Here is a 26431-nt window from a genome sequence, read left to right as displayed (position 1 = left end):
GTATTAAAGCGTGAAGGTTGGCGAAATAGTGCTTATCTTTGAATTAGCACTATGCAGCTAATGATGACACGGCCTGGGTTTTTGCTGAGATGTCTGGTGGCCCTTTGGCTGCTGCTGCCCGTGAACCGGGCGGTAGCGGGGGAGCCGCCAATGGCTGGCATCGATGTTCTGCGCCAGCGGCTGGCCACCCGCCTGCCCGACACCACCCGCCTGCGTCTTCTGGACCGGATGTGTTACCTGCTGCGTTCCGAGCAGCCCGCCCGCGCGCTGCCCTATGGCGAAGCCGCTGTGTCATTGGCCCGCACCTTGCCGGCCGACGAGCAGGACGCCCCGCTGCTGCATAGCCTGCTGTGCTTGGCCACTTGCTACGCCAACCTATCCAACGGCCCCGAAGCCCTGGCCCTGATTTCGGAGGCCCAAACCCTGGCGCGCCGCCTGCACGATGTGGATGCCCTGGCCCGGGCCTACACCTCGCAGGGCAGCATTTACCACGAGCGCGGCGACTCCACCACGGCCTGGCGGCACTACCGGCGGGCACTGCAGCTGGTTTCGCAAGCCGGCGTGACGCCGCGCACGCGCATGCGGTTGCTGGGCAACGTCGGCAGCTTGTTTTTCTATCGGCGCCAGTTGCCGCAGGCCTTGCATTTCGATTCGCTGGCCCTGGCCCTGGCCCGGCGCGCCAGCGACTCTACCGCCGAATCCACCTACCTGTCCAGCTTGGCAACCTACCAGATGCAAGCCGGCAACCTGCCGCGCGTGAAGCGCTTGCTGACCCAGGCGCTGGCCATCAGCCGGCGCCAGCACTCGTTGCGCAATCAGGCGGAGCAGCTGGTACTGTTTGCCATGTATTACATCCAAACCTCGGAGCCGGAACGAGCCGAGGGGGCGGCCCGCGAAGCGTTGCGCCTGGCGCGCCGGAGCAACTACCTGGAGCGGGTGCAGGACGCCTACAGCATTCTCTCGGCAGAAGCAGCGGAGCGGGGCGACTACCGCAAAGCGTACGAGTGGAACCAGCACTACGTGGAGCTCAACGACAGCCTCAACAACCGCGCGACCATGCAAACCCTGGCCGCGGCCCAGGTCAGCTCCGAAGCCCAGGAGCGGGCCCGTCGCCTGCGCCTACTCACCGCCCAGCACGACGAGCAAGTGTGGCGCAGCCGGCTACTGGCCGCGGCCGTGGCCATTCTGGCCATTGGCTTGGCCGTGGCCATTTACCTCTACCGCAACCTGCGCCGCAGCCGCTCGGCCCTGGCCGCCAACAACCGGGCCCTGGAAAAAGTATCAGCCGAACTGCGCCGGGTGGCCGTGTCGAAGGACAAGCTCTACGCCATTGTGGCCCACGACTTGCGCGGCCCGGTCACGGCCTTTGCGGGCGTTACTAGCTTGATTGACTCTTACATTGCCCAAAACGACCAGGTGGGGCTGGCTCGCCTACCCGCACTGGTGCGCCAGGCCGCCGACAGCCTCAACCACTTGCTCGATAACGTATTGAACTGGGCCGTAAGCCAGACCGGCGAGCTGGAATGCCGCCCCGCCCCGCTGCTAGTTTCGGACCTGTTTGCCGAGTGCCAGGCCTTGTACCAAACGACGGCTGCTGCTAGCTGGCAACACATTACCATGGCCGCCCCCCCCGGCCTGCGCCTGCTGGCCGACCGCAACATGACCCGCACCATTCTGCGCAACCTCGTAGGCAATGCCCTGAAATTCATGCCCTCTGGTGGCCACGTGCACCTTGAAGCCGGCCCCGACCCCGACGACCCGGGCATGGTGCTGCTCAGCTGCACCGATACCGGGCCGGGCATGAGCGCCGCCACCGTGGCCTCGCTCACCAGCGGCCCCGCCCCCGGTGATGAAGTCGAACCCACGACCCGTACCACCGGCCTGGGCTTGGGACTGGCGCTGAGCCGCGCTTTCGTGCACCGCCACGGCGGCACGTTGGTCATTCAAAGCCGCCCCGGCGCGGGCACCAACGTCACGGTGAGCTTACCCATGGCGAAGTGACGCGTCGGTTGATGAGCAATGAAGAATGTTAGCTTTAACTGCTCATTCTTCATTGCTCATTCCTCATTAAGCGCAACGTCTCACCAAATCACCACCCGCGTTGAGTCGGGGCGGTAGAGTTTTTGGCCAGGCTTCACGCCGAAGGCTTCGTAGAAGGCCGGCACGTCGGCCATGGGGCCGTTTACGCGGTATTGGGCGGGCGAGTGCACGTCCGTAAGCAATTGGGAGGCCAGGCTTTCGTCGCGCGTGTGCATCTGCCAGCCCAGGGCGTAGCCCAGGAAATAGCGCTGCGTGGGCGTGAGGCCGTTTATTTTCTTGCCCTCCTTGTACTGCCTGGTTTTTTTGAAGGCATCGAGGCCAATGACGATGCCGCCCAAGTCGGCAATGTTTTCGCCGGCGGTGGCCTTGCCGTTGATGTGCAGCGAGTCGAGCAGGGTGTAGCTATTGAACTGCTTCACAATGCCATTTACCCGCTGAGTGAAGCGTTGGCGGTCGGCTTTGCTCCACCACTCGTGCAGGTTGCCGTGGGCGTCGTACTGGCTGCCGTGGTCGTCGAAGCCATGGGTGAGCTCGTGGCCAATGGTGCTGGCGCCGGCGTAGCCGTACACCAAGGCATCGTCGGCGTCGGCATCGAGCAGGCCGGGAATGGCGAAGGCCGCGGCGGGCAGCACAATCTCGTTGTTTGAGCCGCTGTAGTAGGCGTTGTAGGTCTGCGGGGTCATGCGCCACTCGGTGCGGTCCACGGGCTTGCCCAGCTTGTTGCGCTGGAAGTTGTATTGCCAGCGGTTGGCGCGCATGACGTTGGCGGCCAGCGAGCTTTGGTCAATTGTTAAGTCAGCGTAGTTTTTCCACTTGGTAGGGTAGCCTACTTTGGGTGTGATTTTGTGGAGCTTGTCCAGGGCAACTACTTTGGTGGGCGCGCTCATCCAGTCAACGTTCTGAATGTGCTCGGCGAAGGCGGCCACTACATTTTTCACCAGTGTATCGTAGCGGGCCTTGGCTTCGGGCTTGAAATACTCCTTCACGAAAAGTTGGCCCAGCGCTTCGCCCAAGGCGTTTTCCTGCATGTCCAGCACGCGCTTCCAGCGGGGCCGGATGGCCTTGGCACCCCGTAGCACCGTGCCGTAGAAATGAAAATTCTCATCCACGAACGGGCGGCTGAGCGTGGGCGAATACTCGCGGGCTACCTGCCAGGCCAGGTAAGCCTTCCAATCCGCTAGCGGTTTGGATTTCAGCAGCTGGCCCACGGTCTGGTAAAATTCTGGCTGGCCCACGATAACTGTGTCCGCCTGCTGAAAGTCCAACTGGCCCAGCCAGGTTTTCCAATTGATGCCGGGCGTGAGCTTGTCGAGCTGCGCAATGCTCATCTTGTGGTAGTTGGCGTAGGGGTCGCGCAGGGCTTCAAGCTTGCGCGATGATTTGGCCAGCGTGGTTTCCAGGGCCATCACCTGGGCCGCGCTAGTTTGCGCAGTACTCGAATCCTGGCCGAGTAGCTTGAAGGTATTGGCGACGTGCTTCAGGTACTCGGCCCGAATGTTTTTGGTGCGCGAGTCGGTGTTGAAATAGTAGTCGCGGTTGGGGAGGCCCAGTCCGGCTTGGCGCAGGTACAGGGCCATTTTGTCGCTGTTCTTGTCGTCCTGGCTCACGCGCGGACCAATCAGCGCATTTACGCCCAGCGGGATTTCGTGGGCAATAACGCCCGGCACTTCGGCTCCCGTTTTCATGGCCGCAATGCGGTCCAGTTCCGATTTAATCGGTTCATAGCCCAGCTTATCGGCCTTCGCCGAATCGAGCCCCACGGCCCAGAAATCCCCGATTTTCTGCTGGTTGCTGCCTGCTGCGGCATTTGCTGCCGCAGCTTCGATGCTCGTCTGGCGCAGGCGGGCGTACACCTCGTTTTGCACTTCCTGGCCAATGCCCCACCGGCTTTCCGACGCCGGAATGGGGTGGTTTTTGAGCCACGTCCCGTTGGCGTAGGTGAAGAAGTCGTCGCCGGGGGCCACCGTCGTATCGAGCGCCGCGTGGAGCAAATCGGGCTTGGTGCCGGAGTTGGCCGTTTTCAGCGAATTGGAGGGGCAGCCGGTGACGGCTATTGCAAGCAGAGGGAGCAGAAGTAGTGGTTTTTTCATGAATAAGAAGGAATCCAAAAGCTTTCAAAAATAAAGAACGTCCTGCTGAGCAAAGTCGAAGCATCTCTACTGCGATAGTAACCCAAATTTCGGATTAGTTGCGTGGTAGAGATGCTTCGGCTCTGCTCAGCAGGACGTTCTGAACAGAACCCGGTAGCTAAAAAACTACAGAATAAACCGGGTGCTCAGGAAGCTGCTTTCCTGGCCTTCTACAATCTCATTCAACAGGTGTTTGTTGGCGTCGGTTTGCTTGGTGGCCACCACCGTGCGGATGCTAAACGAGCGCAGCGCATCGTACACCGACAGCGTGCCCTCGGCCGAGTCCTTGCGGCCGGTGAAGGGGAAGGTGTCGGGGCCGCGCTGGCACTGGGCGTTGATGTTCACGCGGCTCACCTGGTTCACCAGCTGGTCGACGAGGCTGGCCACTTCCTCCGATTCGGAGCCGAAGATGCTCACCTGCTGGCCGTGGTCGGAGTCGATGATGTACTGAATGGCCTCGTCGGTGCTGGCGAAGCGGGCCACCGGCACCACCGGGCCAAATTGCTCTTCGCGCCACACCTTCATGCCGGCTTGCACGGGATAGAGCAGGGCGGGGTACACCAGCGGGCCGCTGGCGGTGCCGCCGCCTTCGTTCACCACGCGGGCGCCTTTGGCTTCGGCGTCGGCAATAACTTCGGCCAGGTAGCTGGGCTTTTGGGGCTCGGGCAGGGGCGTGATGTTGACGCCCGCATCCCAGGGCATGCCGGGCTTCAGCTTGTTGATTTCGGTAGCAAGGCGCTCCACAAACGCATCGGCCACGCTCTCGTGCACCAAAAACATTTTTAGCGCCGTGCAGCGCTGGCCGTTGAAGCTCAGCGCGCCGAGCACGGCTTCCTTCACGGCCACGTCCAGGTCGGCGTCGGGCATCACAATGGCGGCGTTCTTGGCATCGAGGCCCAGAATGGCGCGCAGGCGGTTGCTCTTGGGGTGCATTTTCTTCAGCGAGTCGGCCACGCGGCTGCTGCCGATGAGGCCCAGCGCGTCAATCTTGCCCGAGGCCATGAGGGCCGGCACCACGGTATTGCCGCGCCCATACACCGTATTCACCACGCCTTTGGGGAAGGCTTCGGTGAAGGCTTGCAGCAGCGGGTAGTGTAGCAGCGTGCCGTGTTTCGGCGGTTTGAACAGCACGGTGTTGCCCATGATGAGGGCCGGAATCAGCATGCAGAACGTTTCGTTCAGCGGGTAGTTGAAGGGGCCCATGCAGAGCACCACGCCCAGCGGCGAGCGCCGAATCTGGCCAATGATGCCTTCGGTGATGGTGAAGCGCGACGAGTCGCGGTCCAGGTCCTTGAGGGCGTTGATGGTGGCGTGGATGTAGTCGACGGTGCGGTCGAATTCCTTCTCCGAGTCGGCGGCCGACTTGCCGATTTCCCACAGCAGCAGCTTCACGATTTCGCCCTTGCGGGCTACAATCAGGCGGGTGAATTTCTCGACGGCCGCAATGCGGTCGGCCACGCTCATAGTGGGCCACTCGCCGCGGCCGTGGTCGTAGGCGCGCACGGCGGCATCGAGGGCCTTGAGGGCTTCGGCTTCGTCGAGCAGCGGGTAAGAACCGATGACGCGGGGCTGGAGCGAGCCGTCGGGCCGGCGCTCGAACATGGGCGATACCACCTCCTGGGTGGGGCCGGCCCACTCGCGCAGCTCGCCGTCGAGCAGGTATTGGCGCTGGTGCAGGGGCTCGGCCAAGCGCCAGGCTTCGGGAATAGCCGCCGCGTCGGGCGGGAAGAGTTGGGTCAGGTTTTCGGTGGTGACAGACATAGCTGAGTTGGGGACCGATGGGAAATAGGTTGCGGTGCGAACCTACGCAAAAGCGGGGCGCAACTGAAAAGTTTGGCTTCTGTCCCGCCGCAGGGCCGTATTTACGGGAACGTTTGCGTGCCGCTGATGGGCACAGAAGCTGTATGTTCAGGCGAAAATTATTTTTTGGCTTATGTCACTCCACCTCCTTGTTCTGCTCAATTTCGCCGTCGCGGCCTACCTCACCGGCCTTATCTGGACGGTGCAGATGGTGCATTACCCCAGCTTTGGCAAGGTGCCGAAGGAAGCGTGGGCGGCTTTCCACGCGGCCCACACCCGCCGCATGAGCTACGTGGTGATGGCCCCGATGGTGCTGGAACTGGGCTTGGCTATGTGGTTGGCCGGGGCCGGCCGCGCCGAGCTGCCCGGTGGCACGGGCTGGTGGAGCCTGGGTTTGGTGTTGCTGATTTGGGCCGTCACGTTATTCATCTCGGTTCCTTTCCACAACCGGCTGGAAAAGGGTTTCGACTACATTGCCATCGACGGCCTGACGCGCACCAACTGGCTGCGCACGCTGGCCTGGACGGCGCGGGCAGTATTGTTGGGCTGGTTAGTGGCGCGCGCTTTGTAGTCCGCGTGGCGGAACGAGTTGGCTGTGGGGCACGCCAACTACAAACTTCGCGCTATTGAACCGGCTGGTTACCGATTCAGAACCGCCCCGGCTAAGCCGGGCAGCACCGGCGGGTACTTTCTAGCGAAATAAAACAGGCCGGCCGCCGGTGGCGGGTGCTACTTAGGTGGGTATGAAGCTGCGGACATCGACGGCGGACCACGAAGCAAGTGGCTGGCGCTACTTTTAGCAGCATGAAGCAACTGTGGCTCCTCGGATTTCTGCTCCGCAGCTTACCGGCCATCGCCCAAACGCTGCCGACCGTTCCTGCTGGTGCCGGCCCGGCCGTCACCGTCACCGTCGAAGTGAGCCGCACGCACGCCCTGGTGCGCTTTGTGGAAACGCTGGCGGGCGGCAACAACACCTACCGGGGCAGTCGGCGGGCATTCGAAGCCAGTCGCTTCAACACGCCCGCCGCCCGGCGCTGGTTGCGCCGCTACCAAAGCCTCGACCGCGACCCCGGTTTCGACCGCGACGGCTATCCAACCGGGCGCTTGGGCAGCGTGGGCTCCGTTGTGCCCAGCTACCTGGCCGCCAGCGCCGATGCTCAGGACCTGCCCGACTTGCAACGCCGCACCGCCGGCCTGCTGCCCAACGAGGTGCTGGTGAGCCTCGACAGCATGTACCGCTACTTCACGCCTGCCTTCGACACGCTGGCTTGGCAGCCGCACGCCGCCGAGCTGGGCCGGCTGCGCACCGCCTACGCCGACTTTCTGGCCCAAAGCCAACTCATGCAAAAGTTTGGCCGGCTGCGTACGTTCTACGGCAGCGTGTGGCCCGATGCCCTGCCGTACCGCGTGTTGCTTACGCCCCAACTCGATGTGAACCAGGGCTTCAATGGCTTGGTTTTTACCAACCACGCCACGGCCCTCGGCAACCTGGTGCTGCTCGACTGCCACCCCACCTCGCGCAGCTTCGCGGACGGTACGGCCGTGGTGTTTCACGAGATGAGCCACACGCTTTCGGCGCAGCAGCGGCTGGGCCTGCAACAGCAGCTCGAGGGCTGGTACCTGCACCACCCCTCGCCCAACGGCCGCTACGCCTACAATCTTATGGAAGAAGCCCTGGCCACGGTGGCCGGCGAGTGGATTTATGCCCAGCAAACCGGCCGCCCCGAAAGCGGTGAGTGGTACTTCGACGATTACATCAACCGCTACGCCAAAGCCCTTTACCCCCTGATGACGGGCTATGTGGAGCGCGGCCAAACCATCGACAGCGCCTTCGTCAATGAGGCCATCGGCCTCTTCGACCAGACGTTTCCGCAGGCCGCCACCAGCTATGTCAACTTGTTTCGCAACGTGCTCTACTGGACCAATGCCGACGATTTTCAGGCCACCGTGCAGCCGTTTCAGGACCGGTTCCGGAGCACGTTCACCTATTCCACCACACCCATCCTGAACTCGGCCAAAGCTCTAAGCCGGGCCCAAAGCGGCGAGGTGCTACCCGTCATCCTCGTCACCCGCGAGCACGCCGCCACCCTCAAATACCTGCGCGAAAACCTGCCCGCCCTGCGCAAGCAGCGCCTGCGCCCCGAGCAGAATTTCCTGCTGAGCACCACCGGCCCCACCGGCCCGCTCATCCTTGTGAACGTCCACGACCCGGCCCAACTCACCGCCGCAGCCAAGCTGCTGGAGCAGCGGAGGCACTTAGATGCGAAGGTGCCGCTGGTTCACCTCGCCCCTTGAGCCCCGCCGGGCCCGGCCCCTCTCCGCAGGAGAAAAGGCCGGGGCTTGGCACGAATACACCAAAGCAACAAGCCCGGTGCATAGCGGGCTTGTTGCTTTTCATTTAATGCATTTGCGTCTTTGCGTTTCCTCCTCTCCCCCAGGAGAGGGGCCGGGCCCGGTAGGGGGCAGGGGGTGAGATGCGCGTTGGTTTACCGCCCGCTTTTCGCCCTAATGGCTTTGAACTCCGAACCATCTTTCCACTTCGGAAACGTCGTTTCGCTGGCCAGCTTCTGGCCGATGCGGAAGAGCAGGCGGGCATCGTCGGCGGCGCCGCGCAGGTCCCAGGCGGGGTCGTACTCGTCGGCGGGTTGGTGGTAGTGCTTGTCGGTGTAGTCCATCCGCTGGGCTTCGGCAAACGCCTTGCCGTGCAGGCGGCTGTCGGTGCTGCCATGGGCATCGAGGGCCGGCACACCCACTTTGGCCAAGCTGAAATGGTCGGACCGGTAGAAACTGCCGGTTTCGGGATGCTGGTCGGGCTGCACGTAGCGTTTCTGCTCCTGTGCGGCGGCGCGGGCGTAGTCGTCCAGTTCCGACTGCCCGTAGCCCACAATGGTCAGGTCCCGCATTGGCCCGAAGCTGGGCAGCACGTCCATGTTGAGGTCGGCCACAGTAGCGGCCAGCGGGAACAGCGGGTGCTGGGCGTAGTAGTCGGAGCCCAGCAGGCCCTGCTCCTCGCCCGTCACGGCCAGAAACACGATGCTGCGAGCGGGCTTTTCCTGGGCCTGCGCAAAGGCATTGGCAATGGCCAGCAGGCCGGCGCAGCCGCTGGCATTGTCCAGTGCCCCGTTGTAAATCGAGTCGCCGGCCACGGCTTTGCCAATGCCGAGGTGGTCCCAGTGCGCAGTATAGATGATGTATTCCTTCGGCCGCGTGGTACCGGGCAGCACGGCCACCACGTTTTTCGAGGTTTTGCGCGTGATTTTGTTGTGGATGGTGGTGCTGAGGTTAAGCCCAAACGCTTTGCCTTTGAAGCCGCGCTGGTTGGCGGCGGCGTAGGCTGCGTCGTAGTGCTGGCCGGCCGCCGCGAAGAGGCGCTTGGCCGCGTCGAGGGTTATCCAGCCTTCCACGGCCAGCTTGCTGGCGCCGCGGTCGGCGGTTTGGGGGTGCAGCTTGGCGCCGCCGTTGCTGCTTTGCACCACCGTCCAGGGGTAAGAAGCGGGCTTCGTGTCGTGGATGATGAGCAGGCCGGTGGCGCCGTGGCGGATGGCCTCCTCGTACTTGTAGCCCCAGCGGCCATAGTACGTCATGGCCTTGCCCTTGAACATGGTGGTGTCGTTGCCCGTGTTGCCGGGGTCGTTGATGAGCACCACCACCGTTTTGCCTTTCACGTCGAGGCCGGCGTAGTCGTCCCAGCCGTATTCGGGCGCCGTCACGCCGTAGCCGGCAAACACCAGCGGCGAGTTCCTAATGTCGATAACCGGCTTTTCCTGCTCGGTCAGAAACATAAAGTCGTCGCGGTATTTGAGTTGTAAGCTCTTGCCGTTGCCCGTCACCGTGGCAATCGAATCGGGCTTACCGGCAATTTCCACCAGCGGCACGGCCTGGAAATAGCTGCCATTCGGTCCCGGCTTCAGCCCCAGCTTCTTGAATTCCGATGCCAGGTAAGCCGTGGCTTTTTCCTCGCCCACCGTGAACGGCCGCCGGCCCTGGTACTCATCCGAAGCCAGCACTTTGATGTGCTGAGCAATAAGCGCCGGCGTAATGCCGTCGTTCGGGGCCGGCACGCTGGCCGTATCGGCCACCACGTCCTTGTTGCGAATCGTGGTCGTCGACTTTTCCGACGTGGAGTTCTGGCCCTGGCAACCCGCCAGCAGCAGACCTGCCGCAGCCGGCACCAGCCAGCTGCGCAACGTGAGTATATGCATCAATTCAACCCGTTACGCCCGGTCCGAAAGCCGAAGCTGCCTACAACCGGGCAAAATGCTCGGCCGCAATCCGCGCCCCTTCGTCGGTGCAGATGCCGCGAATGTAGTACAGGAAAATGCTGCGAAATACTTCGCGCATGTTGTAGCGCTCGGGCGGGAACACCTGGGGGTTGAGCAAGAGGTTGAGCTGTTCAACCAATATTTTGGTAACGAGCTGAATGTTAATGTCAGACCGAAACAGGCGGCTGCGAATGCCGTCGTTGAGCAGCTGCTGCAACTGCGGCGCCGAGTAGGTGTTCAGGTGGTTCATCACCGCTTCCCAGGTTTGGGGAAAGCCGGTTTGCAGGTCCGCATAGAAGTGGCCGGGCACGGCGGCCAGGTCGCGCAGGCCAAGCTGCAACAGCCCGTAGAGCCGCTCTACCGCAGAGGAAAATTTGGCGTACAACTCCACGTGCTCCCGCTTCTGGCGCTCCATATCGGCCAGGATGACGTGGTGCACCAGCAGCTCGCGGCTCGGAAACTGGGCCGTTAGGTCGGGCACGCTGGTGTGCAGGGCCGTGGCCAGGGCCGCATCGGGAGCGGCGTGCAGGCCGTGCTGATAAAAAACAGGAACAGCGGCTTCCAAAGAAGCTGCCGGAAGGGTAAAATCGGGCATATGCGGAAAGGGAAAAAAAGCCGTCGGCCGAAAAACCAGCGCCGGGGGCTTCGCCCAGCCGGATGGCCAGGCTCGCCAGTAGGGCCAGTTAGTGTTTACTGGACAGTGCCCAACAAGAAAAAGAAGAGTAACTGCGTGAGGTAGACCAGCGGCACCAACGGGTTGAATTTAGTAAATCGGGCCCGATTGAATAGCATTTGCAGCAGGCAGGCAAAAATGAACCAGTCGCGAAAATTCTGCAGCGGAATGATGTTGGCCGTCCAGTGCCAGAAGTCGTAGCGGCCGGCCACCGGCTCCAGGCACAGGTCGAAGCCCACCATCAGCAGGGCGGCCAGCAGGGTGCGCGGCAGCTCGGGCAGCGGCAGGTAGCGGGCCAGGTTGCCGCATACGTACGTAAGCACCAGCCAGTTGAGCCCGATAAGCGGCGGCACGCCCACAAACGGCGGCGCATCCAGCAGCTTGGCGCCCAGCGTGGCCCCGTAGGTGTAGTGGCCAAAAACCCGCCCGGTGTTCACTCCAACAAACTCGGCCACGATGCCCAGCACCGCCACCGACAAGCAAAAGCTCCAGAACCCCGCCCCACGCCCCGGCTGAAAGCCCAGCAGCAGCAGCGCCGTGAGCCCCAGCGTGAGCGGCGTGAAGCGCAGGTAAAAGTCGGGGTCTTTGGAAAAGGCCAGGCCAATAAAACCCGTGACGTGAAACAGCAGCACCAGGCCCTGCGCCACACGCAGCCGGTTGGTAGCAGCCGGCGAAGTAAGTGATTTAGAATACTCCATTAGGTGGAGCCAAGCAGTTAAAAGTTAAAAGTTGAGGGTTAAAAGCCCTCTCGTTTTACGCATCTGTTTTAACTCTCAACTTTTAACTTTTAACTATCAATGAGGTTCGCGACGATTTTGGCCGACAGCAAACACAGCGGAATGCCGCCTCCGGGGTGCACCGAGCCACCACAAAAGTACAGCCCTTCGAGCCGCCCCGAAAAATTGGGGTGCCGCAAAAAGGCCGCCAGCGCATTGTTGCTGGAACTGCCGTACAAGGCCCCGCCAAACGACGACGTATCGGCCGCAATGCCCGGCGGCGTCCACACTTTTTCGGTGGCAATGAGTGGGCCGATTTCGGTGCCCAAGGCTGCGCTCAACTTACGGAGGACGATGGCGCGGGTTTTTGCGGCGAGGGCGGCCCAGTCCTGGCCCTGGTCGTGCGGTACGTTCACCATCACAAACCAGTTTTCGTGGCCGGCCGGGGCGTCGGTGGGGGTTTTCTTGGACGTGATGTTCACGTACACCGTCACGTCATCGGCCACGGTTTTCTCTTGGAAGATGGCCTTGAACTCGGCTTGGTAATCTTGGGAGAAAAAGATGTTGTGCAGGTCCAGCGCAGGAAATTCACAGGCAACGCCCCAATAGAAAATAAGCGCCGAGGAGGAGCGGGGCTGGGCCAGCGTGCGCTCCGGGGCGGGCTGGCGCGGCAGCAGGCGGCGGTAGGTGGGCACCACGTCCATGTTGCTCACCACCTGGCCGAAGTCGTAGACATCCAGGGCGGTGCGCACGCCAGTTACGCGCTTTTCGGCCGTGACAATTTCCTCTACCGCCTCATTGTAACGGAATTTCACGCCAAACTCCAGCGCCAGCTTCATCAGGCTTTCGGCAATGGCGTAAATGCCGCCCTCCGGATAAAAAGCCCCAATGCCGTGCTCCAAGTGCGGAATCATGCTCAGCGTAGCGGGCGCCTGGTAGGGGTCGGAGCCGTTGTAGGTGGCGTAGCGGTCGAAGAGCTGCACCAAGCGCGGGTCACTTCCGAAGGCGCCGACGTGGCGCTGGTGCATGGTGCCCAGCAGGCCCAGCTGCGGCAGGGCGGCCACGGCTTTCAGGGTTTCGGGGCTGAGGTAGGTGCCGGCTTTGTGCAGCGACTTGTGCAGAAACGTACCCGCCGTGGCGTCATACGCCTTGCCGGCGCGCGCCAGAAACTTTGTGACCTCGGTCGCTGGCGTGCCAAGTTTTGCCTCTACCTCTGCTGCAAATTTCGCCGATTCCGCCCACGCTTTTAGCCGTGTGCCGTCGGCAAAAAAGTAGTTTGTAATGGGGTCGAGTCGCTCGTAGCGGAAGTAGTCGGCTGGCTCGCGCCCTGCTAGCCGAAAGATGTCGTCCACTAGCTGCGGCAGCGTAAAGAGCGACGGCCCGGCATCGAACCGGTACCCGCCGGGCAGCGTGAACTGGTGCATCTTTCCCCCGAACGTGGGCCCGGCCTCAAACACCGTCACGGCGTGCCCGGCCACTGCCAGCCGCACCGCCGCCGCAATGCCCGCAATGCCCGCGCCGATAACGGCCACGGGCTGTTTGAAACCGGTTGAAGATGAGTGTTTGCCGATAGCCTGCTTCACAAGTATGCCAATAGTTTTGAGAAGCAACCGCCCGGTTTGAGGCGAAGTTTTTTGCGTCGGAAAATAGCTGCTGCCTTACTCAACGGCCAGCACCAGCCCTTTCAGGTACGCGCCTTCCGGGTGAAACAAACTCACGGGGTGGTCGGCGGGCTGGGTGAGGCGGTGCAGGATGCGCGCCGGCCGGCCGGCTTCGATGGCTGCCGCCAGCACCGCGCCTTCAAATAGCTCAGGGCTCACCACCTGCGAGCACGAAAAGGTGAACAGCAACCCCCCCGGCGCCAGATGCGCAATGCCGGCTGCGTTCAGGCGCTTGTAGCCCATCAGGGCGGCGTGGCGGGCACCCATGTGCTTGGCAAAAGCGGGCGGGTCCAGCACCAGCAAATCGTACTCGGCCGAGTGGCTTTTGAGGAAGGCCAGCACGTCGTCGGGGTAGGCGGCGTGGCGGTCGGCGTGCTGGCTCAGTTCGGCGTTGCGCTCGGTGAGGGCAATGGCCTTCTTGCTCGAATCGACGGAATGCACCAGCTCGGCGCCGGCTTCCAGCGCGTACACCGAAAAACCGCCCGTGTAGCAAAACGTGTTGAGCACGCGGCGGCCGGGCGAGTAGCGGGCCAGCAGGGCGCGGTTGTCGCGCTGGTCGATGAAGAAGCCGGTTTTCTGGCCCGTTTCCCAGTCCACGGCAAACAGGTGGCCGTTTTCCTGCACCAGGTGTTCATTGCCCGCGCTCTCGCCAAAGAGGTAGCCATTTTTGGCGTCGGTTACGGCATTGCCGGGAATGGTTTCGGCGCTCTTATCGTAAATGGCCCGCAGCTTATTGCCAAATACCGCCTGCAGCGCGGCGGCAATCTGGGGCCGGGCGCGGTACATGCCAATACTGTGGGCCTGCACCACGGCCACGTCGCCATACACGTCGATGATAAGGCCGGGCAGGCCGTCGCCCTCGGCGTGCACCAGCCGGAAAACATTGGTATCGGCCGTGCCGGTCAGGCCCAGACGCTGACGCAGGGCGTAGGCGTTGCCCAGGCGGGCTTCCCAAAACGAGTCAGTAGGCAATGAGGCGGCTTGGCCAAAATCAAGCATGCGCACGGCAATGGAGCCGCCGCCCGAAAAGTGGCCCACGCCCAGCAATTCGCCATCAATGGCTTCTACGCGCACAGGGTCGCCCTCGGAGGCGTCGCCCTTCACGCGGGCAATGGCGCCCGAAAACACCCAGGGGTGGCGGCGGCGCAGGCTGTGGTCTTTTCCGTTTTTGAGGACGATGGTGGCGGGATTTGGCATAGGGCCGCAAAGGTACAGCCTGCTTTGTGCGAACTTTGCGGCCCGGTTGCCGTCCTCCTCACTTACTCCAATCCCACCCATGCCTGCCGATATTTCCATTATCGATTTCGAATCCGCGCATCAGCCCGCATTCCGGGCGCTCAACCACGAGTGGATTTCGCAGTATTTCACCCTCGAAGAGCCTGACCACCAGATGCTCGACGACCCCCAGACGTTCATCCTGAACTCGGGCGGCCACATCCTGATGGCGGTGTATCAGAACGAAATTGTGGGCACCTGCGCCCTCATCAAAGAGCACGACGGCGTGTATGAGCTGGCCAAAATGGCCGTAGCGCCCGCCGCCCAAGGCCTGGGCATTGGCTGGGCCCTGGGGCAAAGCATCTTGTGCAAGGCCCGGCAGCTGGGGGCCCGCCGCGTCGAATTGGTATCCAATTCCAAGTTGGCGCCCGCGCTGTCGCTCTACGACAAGCTGGGGTTCCGGGCCGCGCCGCTCAGGCCGTCGCCCTACCAGCGCGGCGATGTGCGCATGGTGCTCGACTTATAAGCGGGGCCGGCCAAACCAGCGCCGGTAAATGGGCCGGCGCCAGGCAAACTGCGCCCACATGGCCGGGTAAATCAGCGCATCCAGCAGCCGGGAAGCCGTGCGGTATTCCAGGTTATCGACAATGACGCTCCCACCCGCCGGGCCGGGCTCAATCAGGTGGCGGTGCTGCCAATAGCGCAGCGGCGGGGGCAGTACCTGGCCTTCGTCCACAAAATAGTGAGTGCCGTCGAGCAACACGCCGTCGTCGGTAATCAGCGAAGTCCAGGGCAGTTTTTTTGCCACCGTATCCAGCTCAATTTCCACTTGGTCGCCAGTGCGGCAGCCATCAAAGCGCCGCAGCCGCAGCTTGGGAAAAGGCGGAGCGAGCGCCAAAAACAACTCACGGGAGAACCCAGCCATGACCTGAGCCGGCGGCTGGGCCACCGCAGTGCGAAGAATGACGTGCATACCCCAAGCCAACACCGGCTGGCAGCAATTGTTGCGAAAGCTTCCTTATCCCAGCAATTCCTCAATATCAGCCCGCGTGAGGTGCTTTATCACGGCTTCATCGGTGGCAATCAGCTCGCTTACTAATGCCAGCTTGCGGCGTTGCAGGGCCAGAATCTTCTCCTCCACGGTGCCCTGCGTGATGAACTTATAGGTGAACACCGGGCGCTGCTGGCCAATGCGGTGGGCGCGGTCCACGGCCTGGGCTTCCACGGCCGGGTTCCACCACGGGTCGAGGATGAAGACGTAGTCGGCGGCGGTGAGGTTGAGGCCCACGCCACCGGCTTTCAGGCTGATGAGGAAGATTTTTAGCGCCTCGTCGTCCTGGAAGCGGGCTACCTCAGCGGGCCGGTCGCGGGTGGCGCCGTCGAGGTAGGCGTACGGGAGCTGACGCTCATCGAGGGCCGCCCGGACCAAAGCTAAGTGCTGCACAAACTGACTAAATACTAACACCTTGTGCCCTTCGGCTACTACGTTACGAATCATGCGCAGCACCTCGCGCAACTTGCCCGATTCGTGGGTGTAGTGCTCGTCGGCCAGGCGCGGGTGGTTGGCAATCTGGCGCAGGCGCGTCAGGCCCTGGAGTAGTAGAAACTGCGTACTAGCCGGGCCGTGCTCGTCAAGGTTGCGCAGAATCTTGTTGCGGTAGAAGCTCTTGGTTTCCTCGTAGGCGTGGGCCTGCTCATCGGTCATGGGGCAGTAGCTGAGCTGCTCCGTTTTTTCGGGCAATTCCTTTGCTACCTGTGCTTTGTGCCGCCGCAGAATAAAGGGCTTGATAAGCGCGTGCAGTCGCCGGGTGCGCCCTTCGTCCTGATTTTTTTCAATGGGCTTGAGGAATTCCTTCCGAAAAAATGCCTGCGTGCCCAGCAAGCCGGGGTTGATGAAGGACATCTGCGACCACAAATCCATGGTGCTATTCTCTACCGGCGTGCCCGTGAGAATGAGCCGGTGCTTGGAGCGCAGCTGCCGCACGGCCTGCGAAGTGGTGCTCGACGGGTTTTTGATGGCCTGCGACTCGTCCAGAATCACGTAGTCGAACTTGTAGCTGGCCAATAAGTCCGTGTCCAGCCGCACGATGCCGTAGCTGGTCATTATCACGTCGTAATCGGCAAACCGGTCGGGATTTTTGTCGCGGTACGTGCCCGTATAAGCCAGGATGCGCAGGTCGGGCGTGAATTTCTGGGCTTCGTTCAGCCAGTTGAATACCAGCGAGGTCGGCAGCACCAGCAGCGAAGCCGCACCTTGGGCTTCGCCGCTTTCGCGGCGGTGCTGCAGCATGGCCAGCGTTTGCACGGTTTTGCCCAAGCCCATGTCATCGGCCAGGCAGCCGCCAAAATGATAGTCCTGCACGAAGCGCAGCCAGTTGTAGCCAGCCTTCTGGTAAGGCCGCAACTCGCCCAAAAAACCGGTCGGCAACGGGTGGTCTTCCACCTCCGCAAAATCGCGGAGCTTGGCCAGCTTGCGGCCCATGCGCACAGTGGCCAGCTCGTTGCTTTGCAGGTCGGCTACCAGGGCTAAGTGGTGGCGGCGCAGGTTGAGGCCGTCCTCGGTTTCTTCGCCGAAAGCAAACAGCTCCAGGTAGTCCGTAAACCACTCTTCGGGAATAATGGCAATCTGACCGTTGGGCAGCTTAAACTCGCGGCGGCGCTGCAAAATGTGGCCCCGCAGCCGGATAAACGGCACCTCAATGTCGCCGAAGCGCACGGTGCCCCGCACATCGAACCAATCGCCGGCTTCCTGAATGCCCACGTGTACGCTGGTGGGCCCAATGAAGTAGCTCTTGGTGGCTGAAGCGGCGGCTTCCACCGTATAGCCGAGCTCGGTCAGGGCCGGAGAGTTATCGTGCAGCCACTTGAAAGCTTCGCCTTTGGGCAGGGTGGCGTGGCCGTTTTCTACTGTGAGCTGGCGGGCGTGTAGTTCCTCCACGGTGGCCTGCTCCTGCTCGGGGTTACGCAGCAGGCGGTGGAAAACGTAGCTGTCGGCCGTTTTTTCCAGGTGTACGCTCACCGGCTTGTTGGTGCCCAGGGGCATCAGGTGCGGCCCGTAGCGGAAGCTTAGTTCGAAGTGAATCTGCTCGGTTTCGGCACCCGTAAGCAGTGGGGCAATAGGCTTGGGCAGCGGAATGCGGCCTCGGCGCGGTGGGCCCGGCGGGCGCACGGGCGCCTCGGGCGCGGGCATGGCCGGTATGGCATCGCTGAACGTGAGGCGGGGCCGCGCCACGTAGCGCTCCGAGCGGATATCGAAGCCGCGGGCGTGCACCTCAAAGGCTTCCATGAGCGGCGCCACAAACTTTTGGAAGTAGCTCTCTTCCACCTGCCGCGGCACCACAATGAATTTTTTCTTCAAAAAGGGCAGCAGCTTCTTGCCGTCCACGTCGGTGCGGAAAGAGTAGAGCAGGTCATTCAGCAACAGCCAGGCCGGCTGCAGGCACACCAGCACCGCATCTTTGTACTGAAAGTCCAGCTTCTGGCCCTGGTACTGAATGGTGGGGAAGTAGTGCGTCCCTTCCTCGTTGCGTCGAAAGTGGAAAAGAATAGAGGCCTTGGCCGGAGCCAGGTTAATTTCTTTCCAGGTCGGTTCGCCGTCGCGGCCCATGATGAACACGCATTTTCCGGCCAGTCGGGCCAAAATGTCGGCCATTCGGGCCTGCACGTGCTTGGCAATGGCTTCCTGCAACGGCTTGTCGCCCTTCTCGGGGTGGTAGGTTTTGAGGAAGAACTCGGCCGTGGAAATCTTGCGGGGCCAGAATTCCTTCACCACCGCCTCCTGCTGAATCTGGTCGCAGAGCTCCACCAGCTCAAAGTCAACGGCGTCGAGACTAGCGGCAAACTCGTGGGCGTTTTTGCCCGAAACGGTCTGATGCTGAAGAGTTAGCTGTCCCCTAGGGCCGAGCTGGACCACGTAGGCCGCAAACAAATGGCCGAGGAACTCGTGCTCGAAGAGCGAGTAAACGATTTGAAACGGTTCTGCGGTAGATACTTTCATAGCCGGGCACGCGTAAAGCGCAAGGTAGGGCTGAAAGCGGAAATAGCCACAGGGGAGCTTCGCAGCCAAAAGGTAGAAGTACGCCCTTACGGCTCTAAGCAGGCAGGGATGCCGTTATGCCCTACAAATTCTCGCGCAAATCCAAGTTGCTGGCATTCAGCGCCGGCCGAATGCTGACGGCCAGGGTAATGAGAATGATGGATAAGCAGGTGAAAACCAGGTCCGAGGCCTGCATTTTGACGGGATACGCATCGACTACGCTCGTGGCCATGCCCATGCTCACAAACCCGAAGCGCTGCTGCAGCCAGCAGAGCGCCACGCCCAGCACCAGCCCGGTAGCCGCGCCCACCAAGGCCACAATGGCGCCCACGTACAAAAACGTGCGCCGCACGGCCTTCTGGCTGGCGCCCATGGCCAGCAGCACCGAAATGTCTTTTTTCTTGTCAATAACCAGCATCGACAGCGAGAAAAAGATGTTGAGCGAGGCAATGAGCAAAATGAGCGTGAAGGTGATGAACACAAAAAGCTTCTCGACCTTAATGGCCTTGAACAGACTGACGTGCTGCTCGTCGGAATCCTGCACTTTATAGTCGGGGCCCAGCTGTTTGCGCAGTTGCTCCTTTACCTGCTCAATCTCGAAGCTCTGGCCCACCTTCACGTAGAGGGCAGTGCGGCGGGTGCCGTAGTTCAGCAGCCGCTGGGCAAACTCGAGGGGCACGAAAATGTAGCTGTCGTCGATGTGCTGCTCGATGAGGAACACGCCGCCCGCAATCAGGTCTTCCTCATTAAAAGCCTTGCTGGGGTCGATGCTAAGGGATTTTTTGCCCGGCGTGTTGCGCGGGTACAGCAGGCGCATGGGCGCCAGCCGGTTGTTGAGGGTGATGCTGAGCTCGTGCTGCACGCCGGCGCCCACCAGGGCCAGTTCCAGGCTGTCGCGGCGCAGGCGGTGGTCGCCTTCCCGAATGTTGGCGTCTATCTGGCTTTGGCCAAAATAGTTGTCCGAAAGGCCGCGCATTTTCACCACCATCTGGCGGTCGTGGTATTGCAGCAGGGCGTTGTCCTCGATGACTTCGGTGAGCAGGGCCACGCCGGGCGTGTTTTCCAGCTTCATCAGGAAGGTGCGGTCCACGTCGAACGCCTTGCCCTTGGCCGCCGACACCACCAGATTGGGGTCGGACTTGCCGTAGAGCGTGCGCACCAGTTCCTCCAGCCCGTTGAACACCGACAGCACGATAATCAAGGCCATAGTGCCCACCGCCACTCCAATCATCGAAATGTTGGAAATGATGGTGATGATGTTGCGCTTGTTCTTGGAACGGAAGTAGCGCCGGGCAATGAGGAGGGGAACGTTCACGGGGGAGCAGGGTAATACGGACTTAGCTGGCTTTGCGCATCAAGCCGTCCATAAAATCTTCCAGTCGTTTCAGCCGTCCTTCGTGCTGTTTGAGCACCACCTCGGCCAGGTCGCGAATGTCCTTTTTCATGCCGCGGATTTCGTCCAGAAAAATGATGTTGAATTGGTCTTGCCGCTCGTTGAATTTCTCTTGGCGCTCGTTGGCTTTCTCCTGCCGTTCGTTGAAAGATTCCTGGCGGTCGGTCCAGTCCAGCAGGCGCTGGTTAAAAGTGCTTTGCTGCTGCTGAAACTTCTGATTGTCCTGCCGCATGGTGCGCACTTCGCCCACTAGTTCGAGCAGCACCTGATTGGTGGTGGTTGTCTGCAATTCCTGCCGCTCCATCCGGGTAAGCAGGGCCTCCATGAAAGTTTGAAAATTGCTTGGGTCCATTGACAGAGGCGTTACGAAAAACTAAGGTAGATGCAGCACCAAGGTACGGGCTTTTCCCGCGAAGGTCAGCGCCGGAAAACAGACCGGCCCGGTTTTTACTTCCAGGCCTTCACGATGAGGCCGGTGCCGGAGTCGTGCACCTGGCGCGCATCGAGCCAGTTCAGCAGCAGGCAGAAAGGGAACGTAACGAGGTAGTAAAAGGGTAGCAGCACGAAAAAGAGGCGCGATTTGCCCAGCATCAGAATGGGGTATTTCATGCTCAGGCGCCACGAAATCTGGCCCGGCTCGCCGTAGGCGTAGCGCGCTTCGATGCGCTCGAAACCGGCCGTGCTGAGCTTCTGCTGGATTTCGTGGATGTTGTAGCCGTCGCGCACGTGCTCCTCAATGAAGCTAGTTTCGCCGTCGTCGTGTACGTCGGAGCCGCCCTGGTCGCTGGGGGTGGAAATGAGCAGCATGCCGCCGTCTTTGAGCGAGGCGTGAATATTACGGAACACCTCCACGTCTTCCAGAATGTGCTCCATTACGTCCACCGACAGGGCCAGGTCGAAGGCGTTGGGTTCCTGGTAGAGCACCAAATCCTGCACGGCAAACTGCACGTTGGTCCGCCCAATCTGGCGAAAAAACTGGTTCGAGTCGGCCACCTGCTCCTCCTTCACATCCACGGCCAGAATGTGCCACTTCGTGCTCAGCCCGCTCATCCAGTAGGAATATTGGCCGTAGCCCGAGCCCGCGTCAAGAATATTCAGCGGCTCCTGGGTGCGGCCTTTGGCCCAGCGGCGCAGCTCCCGGTGCACGTGCCAGGTGCGGAGCAGCAGCAAATCGAGCAGGTGATAAAACAGCCGGCGCAGCCAGGGCGTGCGGTTAAATACCTGGCCCAGCGTCTTCTTAATCGGGTCGTAGTACAATGGAAGATGTGAAAATGTGCGGATATGGAAACGTGAAAATCTGCCGAGGAAGGCGAGTGATTAATTCTCTCATTTCCACCTTCGCACATTTTCACATTCAAAAATTACTCGCCTTTGAAAAGACGTGGCCGGGTGGGCTTGTCTTCGTTCTCGTCGGCATCCTCTTTCGGTGCGGGTGGTATCACCAGCGTGCCGAGTACCTGGTCCATGTGGGCGGCGTAGGCGGCGCTGTCGTCGTGAAAAAAGATGAGTTCGGGCACCACGCGGGCCGTTTTGCGGATGCGCTTGGCCAGCGCGTGCCGAATTTCCTTGGCGTTGTCGTGAATGGTGGCGAGGCGCGCTTCGGCGTCGCCGCCCAGCAGTAGGCTCAGGTACACGCGGGCCTGGCCCAGGTCGGGCGTCACTTTCACCGTGCTGATGCCGGGCGCCAGGCCGCCCCCGAAGAGGTGCGGCAGGTCGCGCTGCAACACGGCGGCCAGCTCCTGCTGAAGCAGGCTGGCCATTTTTTGCTGTCGTTTGCTTTCCATATGACTCGCAAAGATACGGGATAGGGGAGAAGGGCGTAAGGCAGCGGCAAACGGGATAGGAAATAGGGGCAAAGAAGGCAGCGGCGGACTGTGGTAGCCAGCCGGCTCTGTCTCCTAGCAGCTGGCTAGTAGCGGCAGCAACCCGCATCCCGATACCTTTGCCCTATCCCGTTTCCCCTGTTCCTTATTCCTCCACTTGCTTCGTTTCTTCAAAAGCTCTTTGCCAGCCCAGTTGCTGGCCCTGCTGGTGCTGGTGCTGGCCCTGCGCCTGCCCCTGCTGTGGGCTGGCCTGCCCGTGACGGCGGCCGAGCTGCGGGCCCTGCTGGTGGGCGAGCGGGTGCACGGCGGGGCCATGCCCTACCGCGACCTTTACGACGGCACGGCGCCGCTGGCGGCCGCTTTTTTTGCCGGGCTCGATGCTGTGCTCTCGCGGCCGGTATGGCTCTACCGGCTGGTAGCCCTGGGCCTGCTCCAGATTCAGGCGCTGCGCCTGAATCTGGTGTTCAACCGCTACGACGTGCACCCCGAGCGCGGCTACGTGGCCGCCCTCACCTACCTGCTGGTGGGCAGTGTGAGCACCGATTTGGATGCGCTGTCGCCGCTGCTTTTGGGGCACACGTTCATTGTGTTTTCGCTGAGCGCGCTGCTGCCCACCTCCCGCGAAGGCTACGACAACCGCCGCCTGTTTCGGGCCGGTTTCCTGATTGGGCTGGGCGCGCTGTGCTACCTGCCCCTCACGCTGTTTTTACTGGTGGGCCTGTTTGCAGTCGTGATTTTTGCGCCCAATTCTTTTCGCAGCTCCTTATTGCTGCTCTGCGGATTTTTCTTTCCCTACGCGCTGGTCGCTACCTATTTTTTCTACACCGGGGCACTGCCCGGCCTGGTGCAGTTTCACTGGCAGCCAGGCCTCACCGATTTGATTGCCAGCGGATTGCCGGCGGGTTTGCAATTGCGTCTGCTTATTGTGCCCGGTGTGGTGCTGGTGCTGGCGCTGCTGCGCTCGCTGGGCACGTCGCTGGGGCTGGTGTTTCAGGCCAAATTCCGGCAAATGATGCTGGTCTGGCTGGTGGTAGCCATTGCCACGGCGGCCGTCGAGCGCGGCTCCGCGCCGGGCGTGCTGGTGCTGCTGCTGCCGCCGCTGGCCTATTTCAGTCTTTTCCTGTGGCAGCGCTACCGCCAAAACTGGCTGCTGGAGCTGCTGCTGCTGCTCATCATCAACGCTGCGGTGGTGCTGCGCTACCGGGCTTTTGTGCCCCGTCTCGAAGCCCTGCTGCACATGCCCGCCGAAAGCCGCTTCGGCCTGGAGCCTGACCCCCGCTACGCTGCCCTGCGCGGGCAAACCCTGCTCATCCTGGGCCCCGATGACCGCGCCTATTTCAACAACTTTCCTGCCACGCCCTACCTGGACTGGGCCCTTTCACAAGCCGACTTCGGCCACCTCAACGAATATGCGGCCGTGGTGCGCGTGGCCCAAAAAATGGGTCCCCGCCCCCCCGCTTATCTCCTCGACCAAAGTGCCCAAGTACCACGCCTGAAACAGTTGCTGCCTGGCATCTTCGAGCCTTATACCTTGACCAGCACCCCCGGCTTGTATCGGCGGCAGTAGGCCGCTATACATGACCTGCCTTTTAGACCCAGCACCAGCGCAGGGGGCGTCTTTCCGTGGGCAAGCCCCGCAGAAACACCGCCAGCGGTTCTAAATCGGTTAGGAGGGAGGTGAGAACGATGACGCGCCCACCTACCAGGTTTAAAATCAAGTAGTCGTACCGGGCCCAGAAGGTGCGACGGGCGCTACACGTCGCCCTTTTGATGCTGGCCAAGTCGCGCCGCTCGAAGGCGATGCGCAGGCCGGCTTCGTACACCTCGAAACGGTTTTGGGTGGGCTGAAATACCAACGTGGTTTCGCGGTTCAGCAACCAGTAGCGTAAGTGGAGCAGCAGCGCCGGCCCGCTCAGGACCAGGGTGAATACTAAAAAACCCAGCGTCAATCCCCACTCGAAGGTGCTGACCTCCGCATTGCCTATGGCTACGGCCGGCACCACGCTTAGCCCCGCCCCCAGGGCCAGCAGCGGCCAGAACAGCAGCCGCAACTGCCGCGCTGCCGTGGCATGGTACACATGGGTGCGCTTTGAAAAAATGCCTGTGACCCACCGCGCCGCGCCTAGCACCACCAACAGCAGCACGGCCGCTTCCAGCAGTGGGCGCAGAAAAGTCGATTTCATCGCGTAGAAGCTACGCTTGCACCTGCACCCAGGCCTCGCCCGCCGCATGCGCCCGCAAGTGCCCAAAGCTTTCCAGCGCCAGTCCGTGCTTTTCAAACACGGCTTGCACGGCCTCGCGCCCGGCCGGGTCCACGCATACCAGCAGGCCACCCGAGGTTTGCGGGTCGCACAGCCACGCCCGCTGCTCGTCGCTGATGGGGCCCACTTTGTGGCCGTAGCTGGCCCAGTTGCGGCCGGTGCCGCCGGGCACACTCCCTTGCTTTAGGTACGGTTCTGCTGCGGCAATGCGCGGCACTTTAGCGAAGTCAATTTCCGCCGTCAGGCCGCTGCCTTCGCACACCTCGGCCAGGTGCCCCAGCAGGCCGAAACCGGTTACATCCGTCAGGGCCGTCACCGCCGAGAGTCTGCTCAGTTCGGCCCCAATTCTATTCAGCTGCATCATCTGGGCCGGCGCGATGTTGGCATCTTCATCCCGCAGCAGACCTTTTTTCTGCGCCGTGGTCATGATGCCCACGCCCAGCGGCTTGGTCAGAAACAGCTCCGAGCCGGCCGTGGCCGTGTCGTTCTGCTTCAAATCCACAATGTCGACCATGCCCGTCACCGCCAGCCCGAAAATAGGTTCCGGCGAGTCGATGCTGTGGCCGCCGGCCAGCGGAATGCCCGCCTCGGCGCAGATGCTGCGGGCGCCTTCCAGCACGCGGCGGGCCACGTCGGCCGGCAGCTTATCTACGGGCCAGCCCAGCACGGCAATGGCCAGTAGCGGCCGCCCACCCATGGCGTACACGTCCGAAATGGCATTGGCTGAGGCAATGCGGCCAAAATCGTAGGCATCGTCCACAATGGGCATGAAGAAGTCGGTGGTCGAAATCACCGCCTGCCCCCCGCCAATGTCGTACACGGCCGCGTCGTCGCGGCTGGCGTTGCCCACCAGCAGGTTGGGGTGCTGGGGCTGGGCAATGCTGGTGTGCAGCATCTGGTCGAGCACGGCCGGCGCAATTTTGCAGCCGCAGCCCGCGCCGTGGCTGTATTGGGTGAGCTTGTATTCCATAGAGTCCATAAGGTCAGGGAAAGGCACAAAAGTACGCGGGCGGCCCAAGCTGGGCCGCCCACAGAAAAAACGTCAAGCCTCGCTGCGCGCTGCATGAGGGCGGTTTAGCTTCGCTTACTTAATGGCTACCGGCACTTCCATATTTTCCCAGCGCAGCACCAAGCCCGGAGCTTTCACCTCGTACACCAGCCGCTCCGTTAGGGTTGCCGATTTGCGGGGCGTCACCAGCACGCGTAGGGCGTCCTGCTTTTCATCGTATTTGAAGGCGCCCCACTGGTTCGGTACTTTGTTGAAAATCACCGTCCACTTGTCTTTTTCAGCCGGAATCACGAAGAAGCCATACTTGCCGGCCGGCAGCGGCTTGCCTTCTACCGTCACGTCTTTGCTGAACGCTACGGTGGTGGCCTCGTTGGCGCCGGCGCGCCACACTTTGCCATAGGTTTCCAGGCCGCCAAAAATCTTGCGGCCCTTCACGCCCGGGCTGCTGTAGTTCACCGTCACATCCGTGCTGCCGATTTTGCCGGTGGCCGTGGCGGCCGGGCTAGGCTTGGCTTCATTGGCGGGCGTGGCCGGTGTTGCGGGCGTGGCCGAAGTAGCCTGAGCGTAGGCGGCGCTGGTGGTGAGGGCCGCAGCCAGCCCAAAAGCCAGGCGGCGGAACAGTTGAAGGTTTTGCATGGGAATTGAAGATGAGTGAGGGTGGATGAAGCGCCGCGGAGTATTGTCCAGCAACCTCGCGCGGCAACGCAAGGTTTAAGGTCCGCAAACTTCGCCTATAGTTGCGTTGGGCACCGTCCCTACCAGCTGTCGCGGCCTTATCTTGCATTCCGCCGCCAATTGTCGTACCTTTGCCCCGAAGTTGGTATTCGCTTTAGCAAAGAGGGGACGCATAGTCCCCTCTTTTTTTGCCCCGATTCTTATCCCATGACCATCGACCGCACCCTGCTGCTGGAAATGCTCCGCGACGCCATCGGCGACCAGGAGCTGTTCATCGTAGGCCTCACCGTGTCCGATTCGGTGCTGCCCAAAGTAACCGTCACCCTCGACGGCCCCGAGGGCTTGCCCATCCAGACCTGCGCCACCATCAGCCGCCGCCTGGCGCGCCGCATCGACGAGCACTACGGCGAAGATTCGGCCTACTCGCTGGAAGTCACCAGCCCCGGCGCCGACCAACCACTCACCGACCCGCGCCAGTTCCCGCGCCACATCGGCCGCTCCCTGGCCCTGAAGCTAGCCGATGGCACCGAGAAAACCGGCACCCTCACCGCCGCTACCCCTGAGGGCGTGGAAATTGAAGAGGTTATCAAGCAAAAAACTAAAAAAACGACCCTTCCCGCCGCCTTTTATTCTTTCGGGGACATTAAGGAAGCCAAAGTTGTTATCTCATTTAAGTAAAGCATTTTGTCATGCTGACGAAGGAAGCATCTTATCACCGCTGCTTTCGTCAGATTTACT

General features: G+C 61.6%; 22 protein-coding genes. 6 read left to right on the top strand and 16 right to left on the bottom strand.

Translation table 11 applies throughout. The features are described from left to right. Positions 1-96: 96 nt before the first annotated feature. Positions 97-2001 carry an ATP-binding protein gene (locus tag JKL48_RS18595; protein WP_201985928.1) on the top strand — a complete coding sequence of 635 codons (1905 nt, stop codon included), beginning with the start codon at positions 97-99 and terminating at the stop codon, positions 1999-2001. Positions 2002-2081: 80 nt separating this feature from the next. Here JKL48_RS18595 and JKL48_RS18590 read toward each other — a convergent pair whose 3' ends face one another. Together JKL48_RS18590 and JKL48_RS18585 are read right to left on the bottom strand one after the other, a co-directional pair. After that, the gene (locus JKL48_RS18590; protein ID WP_201985927.1) at positions 2082-4130 is read right to left on the bottom strand and encodes a M13 family metallopeptidase; all 2049 of its coding nucleotides are present in this window, start codon (positions 4128-4130) and stop codon (positions 2082-2084) included. Positions 4131-4295: 165 nt separating this feature from the next. Continuing rightward, positions 4296-5930, bottom strand: coding sequence for an NADP-dependent glyceraldehyde-3-phosphate dehydrogenase (locus tag JKL48_RS18585; RefSeq protein WP_201985926.1), 1635 nt, complete (start codon positions 5928-5930; stop codon positions 4296-4298). A gap of 172 nt (positions 5931-6102) precedes the next feature. Here JKL48_RS18585 and JKL48_RS18580 point away from each other — a divergent pair, with 172 nt between their 5' ends. Together JKL48_RS18580 and JKL48_RS18575 are read left to right on the top strand one after the other, a co-directional pair. Continuing rightward, positions 6103-6540, top strand: coding sequence for a hypothetical protein (locus JKL48_RS18580; protein ID WP_201985925.1), 438 nt, complete (start codon positions 6103-6105; stop codon positions 6538-6540). Between the two features lie 233 nt (positions 6541-6773). After that, a complete protein-coding gene (locus JKL48_RS18575; RefSeq protein ID WP_201985924.1) occupies positions 6774-8264 on the top strand; it encodes a hypothetical protein in 1491 nt (496 codons plus the stop codon). 191 nt (positions 8265-8455) lie between these two features. Here the strand turns inward: JKL48_RS18575 and JKL48_RS18570 are convergent, their stop codons facing one another. From JKL48_RS18570 to JKL48_RS18550, 5 genes are all read right to left on the bottom strand, one after another. Continuing rightward, a complete protein-coding gene (locus JKL48_RS18570) occupies positions 8456-10171 on the bottom strand; it encodes a M28 family metallopeptidase (RefSeq protein WP_201985923.1) in 1716 nt (571 codons plus the stop codon). 40 nt (positions 10172-10211) lie between these two features. Further along, the gene (locus JKL48_RS18565) at positions 10212-10826 is read right to left on the bottom strand and encodes a TetR family transcriptional regulator (protein ID WP_201985922.1); all 615 of its coding nucleotides are present in this window, start codon (positions 10824-10826) and stop codon (positions 10212-10214) included. Between the two features lie 95 nt (positions 10827-10921). After that, positions 10922-11602 (bottom strand): carotenoid biosynthesis protein, encoded by a 681-nt coding sequence (locus tag JKL48_RS18560; protein WP_201985921.1) that lies wholly within the window; start codon positions 11600-11602, stop codon positions 10922-10924. Between the two features lie 89 nt (positions 11603-11691). After that, complete coding sequence (crtD, locus tag JKL48_RS18555) at positions 11692-13203, bottom strand: 1-hydroxycarotenoid 3,4-desaturase CrtD (RefSeq protein ID WP_317191969.1); 1512 nt, start codon at positions 13201-13203, stop codon at positions 11692-11694. A gap of 75 nt (positions 13204-13278) precedes the next feature. After that, a complete protein-coding gene (locus JKL48_RS18550; protein ID WP_201985920.1) occupies positions 13279-14478 on the bottom strand; it encodes a class I SAM-dependent rRNA methyltransferase in 1200 nt (399 codons plus the stop codon). 79 nt (positions 14479-14557) lie between these two features. Here JKL48_RS18550 and JKL48_RS18545 point away from each other — a divergent pair, with 79 nt between their 5' ends. Continuing rightward, positions 14558-15022 carry a GNAT family N-acetyltransferase gene (locus JKL48_RS18545; RefSeq protein WP_201985919.1) on the top strand — a complete coding sequence of 155 codons (465 nt, stop codon included), beginning with the start codon at positions 14558-14560 and terminating at the stop codon, positions 15020-15022. Here JKL48_RS18545 and JKL48_RS18540 read toward each other — a convergent pair. The 6 genes from JKL48_RS18540 to JKL48_RS18515 all read right to left on the bottom strand — a co-directional run bounded on the left by JKL48_RS18540 (position 15017) and on the right by JKL48_RS18515 (position 21709). Beyond that, positions 15017-15469 (bottom strand): SRPBCC family protein, encoded by a 453-nt coding sequence (locus JKL48_RS18540; RefSeq protein ID WP_201985918.1) that lies wholly within the window; start codon positions 15467-15469, stop codon positions 15017-15019. The genes JKL48_RS18545 and JKL48_RS18540 overlap by 6 nt on opposite strands. A gap of 45 nt (positions 15470-15514) precedes the next feature. After that, the gene (locus tag JKL48_RS18535) at positions 15515-18493 is read right to left on the bottom strand and encodes a DEAD/DEAH box helicase (protein WP_201985917.1); all 2979 of its coding nucleotides are present in this window, start codon (positions 18491-18493) and stop codon (positions 15515-15517) included. Positions 18494-18614: 121 nt separating this feature from the next. After that, positions 18615-19847, bottom strand: coding sequence for an ABC transporter permease (locus JKL48_RS18530; protein ID WP_201985916.1), 1233 nt, complete (start codon positions 19845-19847; stop codon positions 18615-18617). Between the two features lie 22 nt (positions 19848-19869). Then, positions 19870-20250 carry a hypothetical protein gene (locus JKL48_RS18525; RefSeq protein WP_201985915.1) on the bottom strand — a complete coding sequence of 127 codons (381 nt, stop codon included), beginning with the start codon at positions 20248-20250 and terminating at the stop codon, positions 19870-19872. 122 nt (positions 20251-20372) lie between these two features. Beyond that, positions 20373-21182, bottom strand: coding sequence for a class I SAM-dependent methyltransferase (locus tag JKL48_RS18520; RefSeq protein WP_201985914.1), 810 nt, complete (start codon positions 21180-21182; stop codon positions 20373-20375). A 104-nt stretch (positions 21183-21286) separates the two neighbouring features. Then, complete coding sequence (locus tag JKL48_RS18515; protein WP_201985913.1) at positions 21287-21709, bottom strand: ribosome-binding factor A; 423 nt, start codon at positions 21707-21709, stop codon at positions 21287-21289. A 196-nt stretch (positions 21710-21905) separates the two neighbouring features. Here JKL48_RS18515 and JKL48_RS18510 point away from each other — a divergent pair, with 196 nt between their 5' ends. Next, on the top strand, positions 21906-23315 hold the full coding sequence (locus tag JKL48_RS18510; protein WP_201985912.1) for a hypothetical protein: 1410 nt from the start codon (positions 21906-21908) through the stop codon (positions 23313-23315). A 22-nt stretch (positions 23316-23337) separates the two neighbouring features. Here the strand turns inward: JKL48_RS18510 and JKL48_RS18505 are convergent, their stop codons facing one another. The 3 genes from JKL48_RS18505 to JKL48_RS18495 all read right to left on the bottom strand — a co-directional run bounded on the left by JKL48_RS18505 (position 23338) and on the right by JKL48_RS18495 (position 25654). Then, the gene (locus JKL48_RS18505; protein ID WP_201985911.1) at positions 23338-23931 is read right to left on the bottom strand and encodes a hypothetical protein; all 594 of its coding nucleotides are present in this window, start codon (positions 23929-23931) and stop codon (positions 23338-23340) included. 10 nt (positions 23932-23941) lie between these two features. Then, positions 23942-24979, bottom strand: coding sequence for a selenide, water dikinase SelD (gene selD, locus JKL48_RS18500; RefSeq protein ID WP_394368868.1), 1038 nt, complete (start codon positions 24977-24979; stop codon positions 23942-23944). Positions 24980-25093: 114 nt separating this feature from the next. Continuing rightward, positions 25094-25654: a DUF2911 domain-containing protein gene (locus JKL48_RS18495; protein WP_201985909.1), complete on the bottom strand. Its 561-nt coding sequence runs from the start codon at positions 25652-25654 to the stop codon at positions 25094-25096. A gap of 246 nt (positions 25655-25900) precedes the next feature. On the opposite strand from JKL48_RS18495, the gene JKL48_RS18490 reads away from it, so the two are divergent. Beyond that, a complete protein-coding gene (locus tag JKL48_RS18490) occupies positions 25901-26371 on the top strand; it encodes a ribosome maturation factor RimP (protein ID WP_236668901.1) in 471 nt (156 codons plus the stop codon). Positions 26372-26431 lie beyond the last annotated feature (60 nt).

It is taken from the genome of Hymenobacter rubidus (assembly GCF_016734815.1).
Taxonomy (GTDB): domain Bacteria; phylum Bacteroidota; class Bacteroidia; order Cytophagales; family Hymenobacteraceae; genus Hymenobacter; species Hymenobacter rubidus.
Note: the sequence above shows the minus strand (reverse complement) of the source record. Positions and strands in the feature narration are given on the sequence as shown.